14 protein-coding genes are annotated in these 14,894 nt (G+C 70.0%); 4 read left to right on the forward strand and 10 right to left on the reverse strand.

Features of this window, described 5'->3' with window-relative positions; genetic code table 11:
* The first annotated feature begins 20 nt into the window (after window positions 1-20).
* The gene (locus tag AB0I12_RS09045) at window positions 21-800 is read left to right on the forward strand and encodes an ABC transporter ATP-binding protein (RefSeq protein WP_359926735.1); all 780 of its coding nucleotides are present in this window, start codon (window positions 21-23) and stop codon (window positions 798-800) included.
* 1 nt (window position 801) lies between these two features.
* A complete protein-coding gene (locus AB0I12_RS09050; protein ID WP_359926738.1) occupies window positions 802-3,264 on the forward strand; it encodes an ABC transporter permease in 2,463 nt (820 codons plus the stop codon).
* Window positions 3,265-3,411: 147 nt separating this feature from the next.
* On the opposite strand, the gene AB0I12_RS09055 is transcribed toward AB0I12_RS09050, so the two are convergent.
* Window positions 3,412-3,759, reverse strand: a complete 348-nt coding sequence (locus tag AB0I12_RS09055; protein ID WP_359926742.1) for a VOC family protein — start codon at window positions 3,757-3,759, stop codon at window positions 3,412-3,414.
* Between the two features lie 2 nt (window positions 3,760-3,761).
* The gene (locus AB0I12_RS09060; protein ID WP_359926745.1) at window positions 3,762-4,541 is read right to left on the reverse strand and encodes a methyltransferase domain-containing protein; all 780 of its coding nucleotides are present in this window, start codon (window positions 4,539-4,541) and stop codon (window positions 3,762-3,764) included.
* 93 nt (window positions 4,542-4,634) lie between these two features.
* Between AB0I12_RS09060 and AB0I12_RS09065 the strand changes: the two genes are divergently transcribed.
* Window positions 4,635-5,150, forward strand: a complete 516-nt coding sequence (locus AB0I12_RS09065) for a MarR family transcriptional regulator (RefSeq protein WP_359926747.1) — start codon at window positions 4,635-4,637, stop codon at window positions 5,148-5,150.
* Between the two features lie 397 nt (window positions 5,151-5,547).
* Here AB0I12_RS09065 and AB0I12_RS09070 read toward each other — a convergent pair whose 3' ends face one another.
* Window positions 5,548-7,368: an ABC-F family ATP-binding cassette domain-containing protein gene (locus tag AB0I12_RS09070; RefSeq protein WP_359926750.1), complete on the reverse strand. Its 1,821-nt coding sequence runs from the start codon at window positions 7,366-7,368 to the stop codon at window positions 5,548-5,550.
* Window positions 7,369-7,417: 49 nt separating this feature from the next.
* Here AB0I12_RS09070 and AB0I12_RS09075 point away from each other — a divergent pair, with 49 nt between their 5' ends.
* Entirely contained in the window at window positions 7,418-8,266 is an 849-nt protein-coding gene (locus AB0I12_RS09075) for a fructosamine kinase family protein (RefSeq protein ID WP_359926753.1), read from the forward strand.
* Window positions 8,267-8,375: 109 nt separating this feature from the next.
* Here AB0I12_RS09075 and AB0I12_RS09080 read toward each other — a convergent pair whose 3' ends face one another.
* From AB0I12_RS09080 to AB0I12_RS09110, 7 genes are all read right to left on the reverse strand, one after another.
* Window positions 8,376-10,250, reverse strand: a complete 1,875-nt coding sequence (locus AB0I12_RS09080; RefSeq protein WP_359926756.1) for a translation factor GTPase family protein — start codon at window positions 10,248-10,250, stop codon at window positions 8,376-8,378.
* A 153-nt stretch (window positions 10,251-10,403) separates the two neighbouring features.
* Window positions 10,404-10,799 carry a type II toxin-antitoxin system VapC family toxin gene (locus AB0I12_RS09085; RefSeq protein ID WP_359926758.1) on the reverse strand — a complete coding sequence of 132 codons (396 nt, stop codon included), beginning with the start codon at window positions 10,797-10,799 and terminating at the stop codon, window positions 10,404-10,406.
* A complete protein-coding gene (locus tag AB0I12_RS09090; protein ID WP_359926761.1) occupies window positions 10,796-11,044 on the reverse strand; it encodes a type II toxin-antitoxin system prevent-host-death family antitoxin in 249 nt (82 codons plus the stop codon). The genes AB0I12_RS09085 and AB0I12_RS09090 overlap by 4 nt, the downstream gene beginning before the upstream one ends.
* 30 nt (window positions 11,045-11,074) lie before the next feature.
* A complete protein-coding gene (locus AB0I12_RS09095) occupies window positions 11,075-12,007 on the reverse strand; it encodes a 4-(cytidine 5'-diphospho)-2-C-methyl-D-erythritol kinase (protein ID WP_359926764.1) in 933 nt (310 codons plus the stop codon).
* 18 nt (window positions 12,008-12,025) lie between these two features.
* Window positions 12,026-12,847 (reverse strand): 16S rRNA (adenine(1518)-N(6)/adenine(1519)-N(6))-dimethyltransferase RsmA, encoded by an 822-nt coding sequence (gene rsmA, locus AB0I12_RS09100; RefSeq protein WP_359926767.1) that lies wholly within the window; start codon window positions 12,845-12,847, stop codon window positions 12,026-12,028.
* A gap of 72 nt (window positions 12,848-12,919) precedes the next feature.
* Window positions 12,920-14,044 carry a transglycosylase family protein gene (locus tag AB0I12_RS09105; protein WP_359926770.1) on the reverse strand — a complete coding sequence of 375 codons (1,125 nt, stop codon included), beginning with the start codon at window positions 14,042-14,044 and terminating at the stop codon, window positions 12,920-12,922.
* A 214-nt stretch (window positions 14,045-14,258) separates the two neighbouring features.
* Window positions 14,259-14,873, reverse strand: a complete 615-nt coding sequence (locus AB0I12_RS09110) for a nitroreductase family protein (RefSeq protein ID WP_359926772.1) — start codon at window positions 14,871-14,873, stop codon at window positions 14,259-14,261.
* Window positions 14,874-14,894 lie beyond the last annotated feature (21 nt).

The raw sequence follows: 14,894 nt of genomic DNA on the forward strand, positions 1-14,894 counted from the left end.
CAACGAAACCAAGGAGTGACATGAGCTTGCAGACCGGGGAGCTTGCGGCGGGGCGGCTGCCGCAGGACGGGGAGCCGCGGACCGCGATCCGGGCGCACGAGCTGCGCAAGGTGTACGGACAGGGCGACACCGCGGTCGCCGCGCTCGACGGGGTCTCGGTCGACTTCGGGGTCGGCCGGTTCACCGCGATCATGGGGCCGTCGGGCTCCGGCAAGTCGACGTTGATGCACTGCCTGGCGGGACTCGACACCCCGACCAGCGGCCAGGTTCTGCTCGGCGAGACCGAGCTGACCCGGCTGCCGGACGCCGAGCTGACCAAGATCCGCCGGGACCGCGTCGGGTTCGTGTTCCAGTCCTTCAACCTGCTGCCGATGCTGTCCGCGAGCGACAACATCCTGCTCCCGCTCGAACTCGGCAACCGCAAGCCCGACGAGCAGTGGCTGACCACGCTGATCGACGTACTCGGCCTCCAGGACCGGCTCACGCACCGTCCGTCGGAGTTGTCCGGCGGCCAGCAGCAGCGGGTCGCGGTGGCGCGGGCCCTGGCCGGCCGGCCGGAGGTCGTGTTCGCCGACGAGCCGACCGGCAACCTGGACTCCCGGTCCGGCGCCGAGGTGCTCGGCTTCCTGCGGCGTTCGGTCCGCGAGTTCGGCCAGACCGTGGTGATGGTGACGCACGACCCGCTCGCGGCGTCGTACGCCGACCGCGTCGTGATGCTTGCCGACGGCAAGCTGGCCGGCGAGCTGCTGCAGCCGACCCCGGAGAGCGTTCTCGACGCACTGCGCCAGCTGGGGGCCTGACGTGCGACGCTCGCTCCTCTCCTCGTTGCGCGCCCACCTGGGCCGCCTGATCGCGGCTTGCCTGGCGATCGTGCTCGGGGTCGGTTTCGGTTCCTTGGCGATGATCGTGCACTCGTCCGCGTCGCACGGCGTCGACGAGACGATCGGCGCGCAGTACAAGGGTGTCGACGCCGTCGTCGCCCCGGACTCGTCGACCATCTCCCCCGGCGACGTCGCGAAGGCGCAGAAGGTCCCCGAGGCCGCGTCGGTCGTCACGCTGACCACTGCCTACCTGGAGGTCGCGTTCGCCGACCTGGTCCGCCCGACCACGATCCCGATCGACGCGCTGTACGACAGCTCCAGGATCGCCGGCCCCGGCACCTCGTCCGGGCGGTTGCCAACCGCAACGAACGAGATCGCCTTGCCGGCCAGGACCGCCGCGAAGCACAAGGTCACCGTCGGCCAGACGCTGCGGATCAGCTCGTACGACGACAAGTCCTGGACCGTCACCGTCGTCGGGCTGGTGGACGACTCGAAGTACGTCGGAACCGCCGCCGCGGTGGCGACCCCGGCCGCGGTGAAGATCTTCGACCCGGGCGCGTACACCCGGGCGATCGCGCTCGCCGCGAAGCCCGGCGTCACCCAGCAACAGCTCGCCGACGCCACCCGGGCCGCGGTGACCGGCGGCGTACAGACCCTCACCGGTGAGGCGTTCATCGACCACGAGGTGAAGAGCTGGACGCACGGTATCGACGTCCTCGGCGGCGTGTTCGGCATGTTCGCGGTGATCGCGCTGTTCGTCGCTTGCCTGGTGATCGGCAACACGTTCACGATCGTGATCGCCCAGCGCACCCGCGAGATGGCGCTGCTGCGCTGCGTCGGCGCGTCCCGGCGGCAGGTGTTCACGTCGGTGCTCGCGGAGGCCGCCGTGGTCGGTGCGGTCGCGTCCACGATCGGCGTCGTGTTCGGTGTCGCGCTGTCCGCGCTGGGTCTGGCGCTGTCCCGCGAGTTCGACTGGGGCATCCCGCCGCTCCCGCTGCATCTCGACCTGCTGTCGGTGTTCCTGCCGCTGCTGCTGGGCATCGCGGTCACGCTGCTGGCAGCCGTCGTACCGGCCCGACGGGCGACCAAGGTGGCGCCGCTGGCCGCGCTCCGGCCCGAGGTGGCGCCTGCGGCCGCGAGCAAGGCCGGTCTGCTGCGCTTGATCCTGGGCTTCCTGCTCCTTGCCGGTGGCGGTGCGCTGCTGGCGGGCGGCGCGGTGCTGCAAGATGTACTGATCGGTGTCGCCGGTGGAGCGCTCTCGTTCCTCGGCGTGCTCGCGATCGGGTCGCTGCTGGTGCCGGCGTTGATCCGCCTGATCGGCGCGCTCCCCGCCCGCGGTGGCGGCGTACCCGCCCGGCTCGCCGTCGCGAACGCGATCCGCAACCCGAAGCGTACGGCGGCCACCACGTCCGCCCTGCTCATCGGCGTGACGCTGATCAGCCTGACCTGTGTCGGGATCGCCTCGGTGCGCAAGACGTTCGACGTGTCGATGGACGGGCAGTACCCGGTCGACCTGATGGTCACGACGTACCAGGAGAAGATGCCGCCCGGCGCCGAGCAGCAGCTCCGCGACATCAAGGGCATCACCCAGGTCGTCCCGGTCAGCAAGGTGCTGGTGAAGTCCGGCAGCCAGGAGGTCGAGGTCACCGGGATCGACGCGGCCGCGGCCGGTTCGGTGATCCACAACCCGGCGCTGGCGGCCCGGCTCGAGCCCGGTACGGCGCTGGTCGACCGCCAGACGATGGCGATGCTGGACGTCGAGGACGGCAGCCCGCTGACGATCGTGTCCGGGCCGCACAAGCTGACCGTGAAGGTCCAGCGGTCGCACGGGCTGGACCCGATCACGGTCGCGTCGACGGATCTCGCGAAGCTGGCGCCCAACGCGGCGGTGACCGGCTTCTGGCTGGCCTCGGACCCGAAGGCGGACGGCTCGGACGTTCTCGACGCCGTGCAGCAGTCGGTCCCGACCGTCAAGGAGCTGTCGGTCGGCGGCGGACTCGCGGAGCGGACCAGCTACACGAAGATCTTCGACGTCCTGCTGATCGTCGGGATCGGCCTGCTCGGGGTCTCGGTGCTGATCGCCCTGGTCGGCGTCGGCAACACGCTGAGCCTGTCGGTGCTGGAGCGGACCCGGGAGAACGCGCTGCTGCGGGCAATGGGCCTGTCCCGCCGCCAGCTGCGCCGGATGCTCGCGGTCGAGTCGTTGCTGATGGCACTGGTCGCCGCAGGTCTCGGGATCGTGCTCGGCCTGATCTACGGCTGGACAGGGACGAGCGCGCTGATGGGCGGCCAGACGGTCGACGGCAGCGTGGAGTACGCCGTACCCGGGACGCTGCTGATCGCGATCGCCGCCGTCGCCGCCGTCGCGGGCCTGCTCGCCTCGGTGCTCCCCGCCCGCCGCGCCGCCAAGGTCGCCCCCGCCGGCGCACTGGCGTCCGAATGAGCCGGCGGCTCGCCTGGCTTGAGGGGGCCGGGCGAGCCGCTTAGGTACTGAAGGACAGGAGGTGTCGCCCGTTCGCACGCCGCTAAGCGCTCGGCTGAGCGCAGGTGCGCCGCCCGGACGGGGACACCTCCTGTCGCACGGTCCCCGTCAGACGATCTCCACGCGGTTCCCATGGCCGTCGGCGGTGTGGAATCGCCGGCGGCCCGGGATCGTCTCGTTGTCCCAGGTCACGGGATAGCCCAGGTCTGCCAAACGGGCCGCCAAGGCGTCCAGGTCGTCGACGGCCAGCGCCGGATGCGCCTTCTTCGCCGGCGCGAACCCCTCCTCCACGCCGATGTGGATCTCCGCGGCCCCGGCCCGGAACCAGCACCCGCCGCGCGGCTTGAGCAGCTCCGGCTTCTCCACCTCGGTCATCCCGAGCGCGTCGCGGTAGAACGCCCGCGCCACGTCCTCACCTCCCGGCGGGCACGAGACCTGCACATGATCGAGTCGCATCGTCAGCCCTTCTTCTGCGCGACCGCGAAGATCCGGCGGAACGGCAGCAGCGTCCCGTAGTCCTTCTGCGGATACGCCTCCGCGAGCCGGGCGCCGTACTCCGCCTCGAACCGCACCCGCAGATCATCCGGCAGCGACTGCAGCACCGGCCGCGCGCCCGTCCCCTTCACCCACTCCAGGACGGCGTTGTCGCCGGACAGCAGGTGGAAGTACGTCGTCTCCCACGCGTCGACCACGCACCCTTCCGCGCTGAGCGCGTCGACGTACTCCGCCGCGCCGGGGACATCCGGGCGCAGCGACGCGTCCTTCGCGTACTCGGCGTACGGCGGTGTGTTGGCGAGCTCACGCAGGATCGCGTGCGACGGCGCGTCCCCGTTACCCGGGATCTGGATCGCCAGCCACCCGCCGGGGCGCAGGGCCCGCACGAACCCCGGCAGCAGGTCGAGCTGGTCGGGCACCCACTGCAGGGTCGCGTTGGTGACGATCACGTCGAGATCGGCGCCGCTCCACTCGCGGACGTCGCCGAGCTCGAAGCTCAGGCGGTCGTCGGCGTACTGCGCGGCGGCCTCGAGCATCTGCGGCGAGCTGTCGACCCCGCGGATGTCGGCGTCCGGCCAGACCTGCCGCAGCGTCGCGGTCAGGGCGCCCGGACCGCAGCCGAGGTCGACCACGGACCGTACGCCGGTCGCCCGGACCCGCTCGACCAGGTCCCGGAACGGCCGGGCGCGCTCGTCGGCGTACGTGCCGTACTGCACTGGACTCCACACCGGTGACGTGCGCATCGGCTGCACCTCTCTGCTCGAACCTCTTGATGGGATTTATCTTGATGTCGAGATACTCTAACCTCGCGACTTGTCTTGATGTCAAGAGTCTTGATGAGTACTCTCGAACCCATGGAGGACGAGGTCGATCGGCTGATCGAGGCCTGGCGGCGTGAGCGCCCCGACCTCGACGTGGCGCCGATGGAGGTGCTGTCCCGGGTCAGCCGGCTGGCGCGGCACCTCGACCGGGCCCGCAGTCAGGCCTTCGACACGCACGGCCTGGAGTCGTGGGAGTTCGACGTCCTCGCAGCACTCCGCCGAGCGGGCACGCCGTACCAACTGTCCCCCGGCCGGCTGCTCAAGGAAACCCTGGTCACGTCCGGCACGATGACGAACCGGGTCGACCGGCTGGCCGCGCGCGGCCTGGTCGAGCGCCTCCCGGACCCGCACGACCGCCGCGGGGTGCTCGTACAACTGACGCCTGCCGGCCGGGACAAGGTCGACGCCGCGATGGCCGACCTGCTCACCCATGAGCGCACCCTGCTCGGCGGCCTCAGCGACCGCGACCAGCAGAAGATCGCCCGCGTACTGCGCGAACTCGTCCGGCCGTTCGACCTCGAAAAGCACTGAAAGAAAACCGGCCGGTAACTACCGACAAAGCCGTCTGTTCGTGCGGACAAAGCACGGCCGAAATAACGCCGGAATTATCCGAAAAGACGACCCGTCACTTCCGCCCCGTCCCGATCGTTGCTAGTTGCAATGAGATCGTGAGATTGCTGTAGCCGTCGACTATCGACACCGGTCGGGCCCACTACTAGGGTCGTCACCGTCGGTGGCTGAACGACTACAAAATGTCAGAACACGGTGACTTCGGCGGCAAGAGGTGGTCCGCCGAAAGCGGTCGCGTGGTGTCCGGGGCTCGGGGCCCGAACAACGCCGGCCGGCACGGGGCCCGCTCACCCAGAAGCTCGGCGCACCCCTCCGAATCACAGGGGATCGGAGGGGGCGCCGCGGCTCGGAAGCCCTGCTATTCGGCGCGTTCGGCCGCTTCGAACCAGGCAGTCTCGAGCTCGCCGCGTTCGTCGGCGAGCTTGCGCAGCTCGGCGTCCAGCTCGGCGAGGCGCTCGTAATCGCTCGCGCTGGCGGCCAGCTGGTCGTGCAGCTTCGCCTCCGCCTCGGTGAGCTTCGTGAGCTGCCGCTCGATCCGGTTCAGCTCCTTCTTCGCCGCCCGGGCCACTGCCGCGTCAGCCGTCGGACGCTCAACCACCTGACCATTTCCGGTGGCCGCCAAATCACTGGACATCTCCGCCGCCGGTGTCAGCGCATTTGACGCCGGCCGCCGCGGAATTCCGGCCGCGAGTTCCTCGAGATACTGCTCGACACCGCGCGGCAGATGCCGGACCCGGCCGTCGCCCATGATCGCGTAAACCATGTCACTGACCCGCTCCAGGAAGTACCGGTCGTGGGTGACGGTGACGACGACACCCGGCCAGCTGTCGAGGAAATCCTCGAGCACGGTCAGCGTCTCGACGTCCAGGTCGTTGGTCGGCTCGTCCAGGATCAGCACGTTCGGTTCGTCGAGCAGGATCCGCAGCAGTTGCAGCCGGCGCCGCTCACCGCCGGACAGGTCCGAGATCCTCGTCGTCAGCTTGTCGCCGGTGAACCCGAACCGCTCGAGCAGCTGCGACGACGTCAGCTCACCGCCCCGGCCGGCCAGTGCCGCCGTACGCCGGATCGCGGTGATGTGGTCGAGGACGGTGACCGTGCCGTCGACCTCCTCCAGGGTCTGCGACAGGTTCGCGATCCGGACCGTCTTGCCCTGCTTCACCCGGCCGCGGTCCGGCGCGAGCTGCCCGGTGAGGACCTTGAGGAACGTGGTCTTGCCGGCGCCGTTCGGCCCGAGCAGCCCGATCCGGTCGGCCGGCCCGAGCCGGAACGTGACGTGGTCGAGCATCGTCCGCGCGCCGAAACTCAGGCTCACGTCCTCGACGTCGAAGACGTCCTTGCCGAGCCGGGCGGTCGCCAGCTGCGACAGCGCGAGCTTGTCCCGCGGCGGCGGCTCGTCGGCGATCAGCGCGTTCGCGGCCTCGATCCGGAACTTGGGCTTGCTGGTCCGGGCCGGCGCGCCCCGGCGCAGCCAGGCGAGCTCCTTCTGCAGGAGGTTCTGCCGCTTGGCCTCGGTGACCTGCGCGGTCCGGGCCCGCTCGGCCTTGGCGAGTACGTACGCCGCGTACCCGCCGTCGTACGACGTGACGCGGCCGCCCTGCACCTCCCAGGTGTCGGTGCAGACCGCGTCCAGGAACCAGCGGTCGTGGGTGACCACGATCAGCGCGCCGGCCCGGTCGACGACGTGCTCGGCGAGCCAGCTGACCGCCTCGATGTCGAGGTGGTTGGTCGGCTCGTCGAGGATCAGCAGGTCGACCTCGGTGAGCAGCAGCCTGGCGAGCGACGCCCGCCGGCGCTCACCACCGCTCAGGCTGCCGACCCGCGCCTGGTGGTCGACCTCGCCGAGCAGGTGCTCCATCACCGAGCGTGCCCGCGGGTCGGCCGCCCAGGTGTAGGTCTCGACGTCGCCGAGCACCGCGTGCAGCACGGTCTGGTCGGGGTCGAGGTCGTCGCTCTGGCCGAGATACCCGAGCCTGAGGTCGCGGTTGTGGGTGATCCGGCCGCCGTCGGGCTCCTCACGCCGGGCCAGGACCTGCAGGAGCGTCGACTTGCCGTCGCCGTTGCGCCCGACCACGCCGATCCGCTCACCACGGCCTACGCCGAGACTGACCGAGTCGAGCAGTGTGCGGGTCCCGAAGCCCTTCGAAACAGCTTCCAGATTGACCAAGTTAGGTGCCGCCATAACGCGCCCAAGGGTAGCTGACCGCGGGAGGCGTGCCAGGATCGTCCAGGTGCTGACCTCCGCCTGGCTCGACGGCCTGTCCCTCGGCGACCCGATCGCCGCCGATCCGCTGGAAGGCGGGTACGCCAGCAGAACGTTCCGCGTGCGGACGTCCCTGGGCGGATCGGTGGTCGTCAAGACGCAGGACAACCTGCCGGAGAACCTGTACGCGCTGGAAGCGGACGGGCTCGACGCGCTGCGCGCACCCGGCGGGTTCGCCGTCCCCGAGGTGCTCCGGGTGACGCCGTCGTACATCGTGCTGTCGGACCTCGGTACGTCGGAACCGTCGCCGACGTACTGGGAGGACGCGGGGCGGGCGCTGGCGCTGCAGCACCAGCAGACCGCGGACAAGTTCGGGTACCACGTCGACAACCACCTCGGCACGCTCCCGCAGCGGAACCCGTGGACCGGCGACGGGCACACGTTCTTCGCCGAGCACCGGCTCCTGCGCTACCTGGAGGAGCCGAACTGCCACAACCAGCTCCCCGCGGACGACCGCCGCCGGCTGGAGCGCATCGCGGGCAACCTGGTCAACCTCGTCCCGGTCCAGCCGCCGTCGCTGCTGCACGGCGACCTGTGGCACGGCAACCTCCTCCCCGCCGCGAACGGCGGGCCGGCGATGATCGACCCCGCCGTCCACTACGGCTGGCCGGAAGCCGACCTCGCCACGCTCTTCATCTACGGCCAGCTGTCCGAGACCTTCTTCGACGCCTACGAAGAAGTCCACCCGCCGGCGCCCGGCTGGCGTGCCCGCCTCCCGCTCCTGCACCTGCGGGAACTCCTCTGCATCACCGCCCACTGGCCCGACCGCGCCGAAACAGTCCAAGAGATCCACACGATCCTCGAACAGTTCGACTGACGAGGGCGGATCTGTGCCACTCACCAACCGCCGTCCGCGGCCGTCGGCGGCGCACTGCTGAGCGTGAACCGCGGCGCCGACCGGCCGTTGATGGGTGGCACACGTCCGCTCACGACTGGTTCAGGTGGAGGACGTACTGCTTCTCGTTGAGCGGGTTGCCGTCGGTGCGGGGTCTGATCGGAGGTTCGGTGGCGACGGGGATGTAGGAGTGGAAGGTCGTGGTGAGGAGGCCTTCGCCGTGGGTGAGGGTGGGGAGCTGGGACTCGAAGGGGTGCGTGGTCGCGGCGGGGATCGTGCCCTCCAGGTGGGTGTCGGTCGCCTGCGTGACGACGCCGCGGTGTTCGGCGACGTGCGCCAGGATGCGCGAGATGGTGTCCGGCGGCACGTCGAGCTCGAAGTGGTTCACCGGCTCGAGAACCGTCGTCCCGGCCTCCGCGATCGCCTGCAGCAGGATCAACGGCACCAACCGACGGAAGTCGGCCGCCACGGTTCCCGCGCTGTCGTACGCCGTGTGCGTCAGAGCGACCCGGATGTCCGGGATCTCCCAGCCGAACAGCCCCTGGTGCAGCGTCTGCCGGACCGTCTCCTCGATCGCGGTGTGGAACGCCCGCGGCAGCCCGCCGAGCTCCACCTCCAGCTCGTACTCGAGCCCGTCGCGGCCCGGTGAGACCCGGAAACCGACACCGGCCGCCCACGGTCCCTCGGTGATGTCACGCATCGCCGCACCGACGCCGTTCAGTCGTTCGACGTGGATCGGCGTCGTCTCGCTGAAGCTGACCTGGACGCCGTACTCCGACTCCAGCAGCGACGCGATCACCTCCTTCTGCACCTCGCCGTACAGGCTCACGGTCAGCTCGCCGGCCTTCCGGACCCGGATCAGCGGGTCCTGCTCGGCGAGCTGCGTCAACGCCTGGAACAGCTTCACCCGGTCCCGTGCACTGACCACGGTCTCCAGCGTCGGCGGCGCGAACAACCGCCCGACCTGCGTCGTCGGTACGCCGAGCTGGTCGCCGATCCGGATGCTCTTCAGCCCACGCAGCGCGACGATCTGGCCGGCCTCGACCCGCTCGATCGGCTGCCGCGCGCCGTTCGCGAACACCTCGACGCCGCTCGGTCGTACCTGGTACTCCGGTCCGTCCACGGGATGCACCACGACCGGCGTCCGTGCCGCCAGCGTCCCGCTGACCACGCGCGCCGACGCGATCTTCTGCCCGGCCGCGCCACGCTCGACCTTGAACACCCGCGCGCGCAGCTCGTCGCCCGGCGCTCCAGTTGCCCGCGGCAACCACGTACGGATGCCGTCGATCAGCTCCGGTACGCCGGTCCCGGTCATCGCCGACCCGAAGTACACCGGATGCACCTCCGCGGTCGCGACCTGCCGGCGCAGCTCGGCCGCCTGATCCACCGCGGCGCCCTCGAGGTACGACTCCAGGAAGGAATCGTTGCGCTCAGCAAGAATCTCCGTCAGCTCCGAACGCTGCACCGCCAGCGGTTCCACCGCGGCCGGGCGGGTCCCCAGGTCCATGACGGTTTCCATCGGTACGGCGGACGGCGTCAGCAGCCGCCGGATGTCGGCGAGCAACTCGTCGTACCGCGCGCCGACCCGGTCGATCTTGTTCACGAACAGCAGCGTCGGGATCCGCAGCCGGCGCAGCGTGCGCATCAGCAGGCGCGTCTGCGGCTGTACGCCCTCGACCGCGGACAGCACCAGCACCGCGCCGTCCAGCACGGACAGGGCGCGCTCGACCTCGGCGATGAAGTCCGAGTGCCCGGGCGTGTCGATCAGGTTCACCGGCAGGTCGCCGAGCGCGAACGACACCACCGCCGAGCGGATCGTGATGCCGCGTTTCCGCTCGAGGTCCATCGAGTCGGTCTGCGTGTTCCCGTCGTCGACGCGACCGACCCGGTCGATCACGCCGGCGGCATACAGCAGCCGCTCGGTCAGGCTGGTCTTACCGGCGTCGACATGCGCCACAATACCCATCGTCAGAGAGTTCAAGAGTCCTCGCGAATGCGTCGAAGCGATCAGTAACCCTGAGGTCGATCGATCCGCGGCGCATCCCGGTCTCCTGTCTGTCGATGAGAGATGTGTCCCCGGGGACGCTAGCACCGGCCATCACCGGTGACGAACGAATTTTCAGGCTGCGAGGACCGGTACGTCGTACTTCTGGATGAACCGATCCCGCGTCACCAGCGTCAGGCGCTCCGCGACCGCCTGCGCCACCAGCATCCGGTCGAACGGGTCCCGATGGATCATCGGGAGGAGGCCGGCCACCGCCGCGTGGGCCATATCGATCGGCAGCGCACGCAACCCGCTGCGCTCGACCCAGTCGGACAGATCGTCCGGCAGGTCGATCTTCCCGGCCGCGGCCTTGATCGACAGCTCCCACAGGGTGGCGGCGCTGACGTAGACCTCCAACTCGGTGTCGATCCGCTCCTTCAGCTCGTCCGAGAGCTCGTCCGCGTCCTGCGCCCACCAGAGCAGGACATGTGTGTCCAGCAGTAGCCGGGCAGTGCCCGGCGCCGAGCTCATGACGGCAGACCGAAGTCGTCCGCGATCTGCTCGTTCACCTCGGCCGAGTCCCAGTCGGGGGACAGCCGGATCCGGCCCGCCAGCGAGCCCCTACCGGTGCGCCGCCGCACGTCCGTCAACGGGACGACCTTGGCGACCGGCTTCCCCGCCCGGCTGATGAGGATGGTCTCACCGTGCTCCACCCGCTCAACGATCCGGGACAGCTGCGTCTTCGCATCGTGCATGTTGTACTGCGTCAGCGCCATCGGTCCTCCTAGTCCACTTAGCTAAGTGTACTACCGGCTGACGATCGCGGGCAGGATCCTTGCGCCCGGGACGGGGCCTTCGGCCTGGCGGACCATGCGGCAGCGGCCGGACTCGGCGAGTTCGACGGCCAGGTCGACGGCGCTGCGGCTGTCGGCGGCGAGGAAGAGGCAGGTGGGGCCGGAGCCGGAGATCTGCGCGGCCAGCGCGCCCTGGTCGAGGCCGAACTGGAGCGTGTCGCCGAGCTCCGGCCGCAGCGACAGCGCGGCCGCCTGGAGGTCGTTGCTGAGCGCAACGGCGAGCGCGCCGGGCTGACCGGACAGCAGCGCCGACATCAGCTCCGGGCGGACCTGCGGCGGCTCGACGCGCCGCAACGGGCGCATCCGGTCCAGCTCGCGGTACACCTCCGGCGTGGACAGCCCGCCGTCGGCGATCGCGAACACCCAGTGGAACGTCCCGCGGGACATCACCTCGGTGACCTGCTCGCCACGCCCCTGGCCGAGCGCCGTGTGCCCGACCAGGCAGAACGGGACGTCGCTGCCGAGCTCGGCCGCGTGGTGCTGCAGCTCGGTCTGGGTCAGCTGCAGGCCCCACAGCCGATTGCACGCCACCAGGGTCGCCGCAGCGTCGGTCGAGCCGCCGGCCATCCCGCCGGCCACCGGGATCGTCTTGCGGATCGTCAGGTCGACGCCCTCGTCGACGTCGTACTCCGCCTGCAGCAACTGCGCTGCCCGGACCGCGAGATTGGTCTCGTCGGTCGGTACGTCGTCCGCGAAGTCCCCGGCGATCTCGACCGAGATCTCGCCGTCCTCGTCCCGCAGGACCGCGGTCACGTCGTCGTACAGGGCAACGGCCTGGTACACCGTGGCGACCGGGTGGAACCCGTCCGGCCGCGGCGGACCGACCGACAGACCCAGATTGATCTTGGCCGGCGCCCGCACCGTGACCTCAGCAGAAGGTGGCACGTCGGACAGGCTAGTGCCTTACCCAGTCCTAGCTGCACCGGCGAGGGCGGCGAACTCTGTGATCCCGAGCATCTCGCCGCGCACCCGCGGGTCGATCCCGGCTGCCTCGAGCACCTCGTCGAGCCGGGAACGGTCCGGCATCCAGCGGGCCAGCGCGGACCGGATCGTCTTGCGGCGCTGCGAGAACGCCGCCTCGATCACCGCGAACACCTCCGCGCGGCTCGCCGCCGTCGCCGGCGGGTCTCGGCGCTCGAACGCGACCAGCCCGGAGTCCACGTTCGGTGCCGGCCAGAACACGTTCCGCCCGATCGGCCCGGCGCGCCGCACGTCGGCGTACCACGCGGCCTTCGCCGACGGGATGCCGTACGTCCGCGAGCCCGGCCCGGCGGCCAGCCGGTCCGCGACCTCGGACTGCACCATCACCAGACCGTGCCGCAGCGAGTCCGAGACCTCGAGCAGATGCAGCAGCACCGGTACGGCGACGTTGTACGGCAGGTTCGCCACGCAGGCGGTCGGCGTACCGATCTCGGCCGGCCCCACGTCCATCGCGTCCGCCTCGACCACGGTCAGGCTCTCCGCCTGCTGGGGCGCGTACGTCGCGACGGTCGACGGCAGCGCCCGCGCGAGCAGCGGGTCGATCTCGACCGCGGTGACCCGGTGACCGTCCGCGAGCAGCGCCAGCGTCAGCGAGCCGAGGCCGGGCCCGATCTCCAGCACGGTCTCGCCGTCGGACAGCTCGGCGGCGCGCACAATCCGGCGCACCGTGTTCGGGTCGATGACGAAATTCTGGCCGCGCTGCTTGGTCGGGCGGACCCCGAGCGAGGCGGCCAGTGAACGCACATCAGCCGGACCGAGCAGTCTCGGTCCGGCTGATGTGGATGAATCAGACGAGGTCACCTCGTCAGTGTTTCACTACGCCCGCTTGCCACAGACAGGCCACGCGCCGTAGCCACCGCGGTCGGCCTTGACCTTCTCCGCGATCGCGATCTGCTGCGCCTTCGACGCGCCGTTGGCGTTGTTGGCGTACGCCGTACCGCCGTAGGCCGCCCAGGTGCCGTGGTCGAACTGCAGACCGCCGTAATACCCGTTGCCGCTGTCGATCGCCCAGTTGCCGCCGGACTCGCACTCGGCGATCCGGTCCCAGGCGCTCGTGTCACCGGTCGCCGGGGTGTCGGTCTGGGTGGTGACGGTGGGCTCCTCCGGCTTGGGCTTGGTGCCGACCAGGATCTGCTCGTCGACCGCCTCGGTCACCAGCTTCGACCCGACCACCTTGGTGGTCGACAGCTTGCCGTCGAGGTAGGTGTACAGGTACGTGACGGCCTTGGCGCCGTTCGTGCCCTTCACCGTGGTCTTCTTGGTGCCCTCGAGCAACGTCGCCGACTTCGTCTCGTCGGTGCCGTGCGCGACCGCCTCGGTCTTGGTGACGGTCTTCTGCAGGACCTGCACGAAACCGACCTTGTTCACGCCGGCCTTCAGCGGGGTCGCGGCGGCCGGAGTGATCCGGTCGTCGGCGTCCCAGCGCAGCTTCGCCTCGGTCAGCGCCTGACCGACGGTGCCGGCCAGCGACTTGATCGTCACGGTCTTGCCCAGGTGCACGATCTGCACGGTCTTCGGCGTGGTGACGGTCAACTCCAGCCCCTGGCGGCCCAGTGGCGCGCTCCGGCTGGTGGACAGCTGAGCCCCGTCGTACCGCAGACCCAGGTCGGCGAACGCCTCGTTGACGCTGTCGGCCGTGGTCCAGTAGGCCTTCTTGGTGCCATCGGCGTTGACGGTCAACTGCCGCCCGTACTGCACGGCGATCTCCTGACCGTCCTTCAGCTTCGAGTCCACACCGGGCGCGACGAGGTCGTGCGCACCGATCTGAACTTTCTCGGCCTTCAGGGCGTCTGCCACGGTGGATCCGAAGGTGTGCACCTTCCGCACCTGGCCGTCGACGGAGAGGCTGACGGTCTTGCTCTTCGCGGCATACGCCGCGGAGCCACCCGCGACAGCAAACGCGGCCGTCGCACTGACGGCCACGATGATGGACTTACGCACTAACGCTCCCAGGTAGGGCTACCCGGGCACGGGGTGGGACGGCACAGGCCGATCACGAACGCCGGACTGGCTGCCCGGAGCCCCTGATCCCGCCGAGGGGTTGTGCCATCCGGAATCTTCCCCGATCCCGGCCAACATCACGGGACCATAACGAAGAAGTCGCGGAAGTGCCAATCCCCTGGTCGGCGAGTCGCAAAAAGGTGTAACGGGACCCTTACGCCGTGTGATGGCCCCACTGCCCCCGATGGACCACTTCGGCGGTCGTCCGGCGCCCTCGTTTCAGCGACGGCGAGCGCTTGTCCGGGGCCCGGTGACCGACCGACAGCACCCCGACCAGATCGAACCCGTCCGGCACCCCGAACTCCTTGAGCAACCGGCCCGCTTTGTCCGCAGGAGGCCCGAAAAAGCAGGCTCCCAGGCCTTCGTCGACGACCGTCTGCAGCATCAGCAGCACCGCCATCCCGGTGTCGACGTACCAGTACGGCGCGGTCCAGCGGCCCTCGTCGCGATCGGTCCAGCCCTTGTCGGGTTCGGTGTACCGATCGAGGTACGCGTCCTTGTGCGCGAAGGCCAGGATCAGCAGCGGCGCCCGGCGCAGCCCTGTGATCCAATCCACATACTTCTCGTCCGGATCCTCGGCCGCGATCCGCCAGTACCGCTCCCGGTCGTCCCCCTCCAGCGTCAGGAACGCCCACCCCTGACTGAACCCGCCCGACGGCGCGCGCAGCCCGTTCTCCAGAATCCGCTCCCGCACCTCCGCGGCCACCGGCCGCTCAGGGTCGTAGTTCCGCACCATCCGCCGCCGCCGCACGACCTCACTGAACTCCATGAGCCCTGTCTATCAGGCCCC

The sequence above is a fragment of the Kribbella sp. NPDC050459 genome (assembly GCF_040655315.1).
Classification (GTDB): domain Bacteria; phylum Actinomycetota; class Actinomycetes; order Propionibacteriales; family Kribbellaceae; genus Kribbella.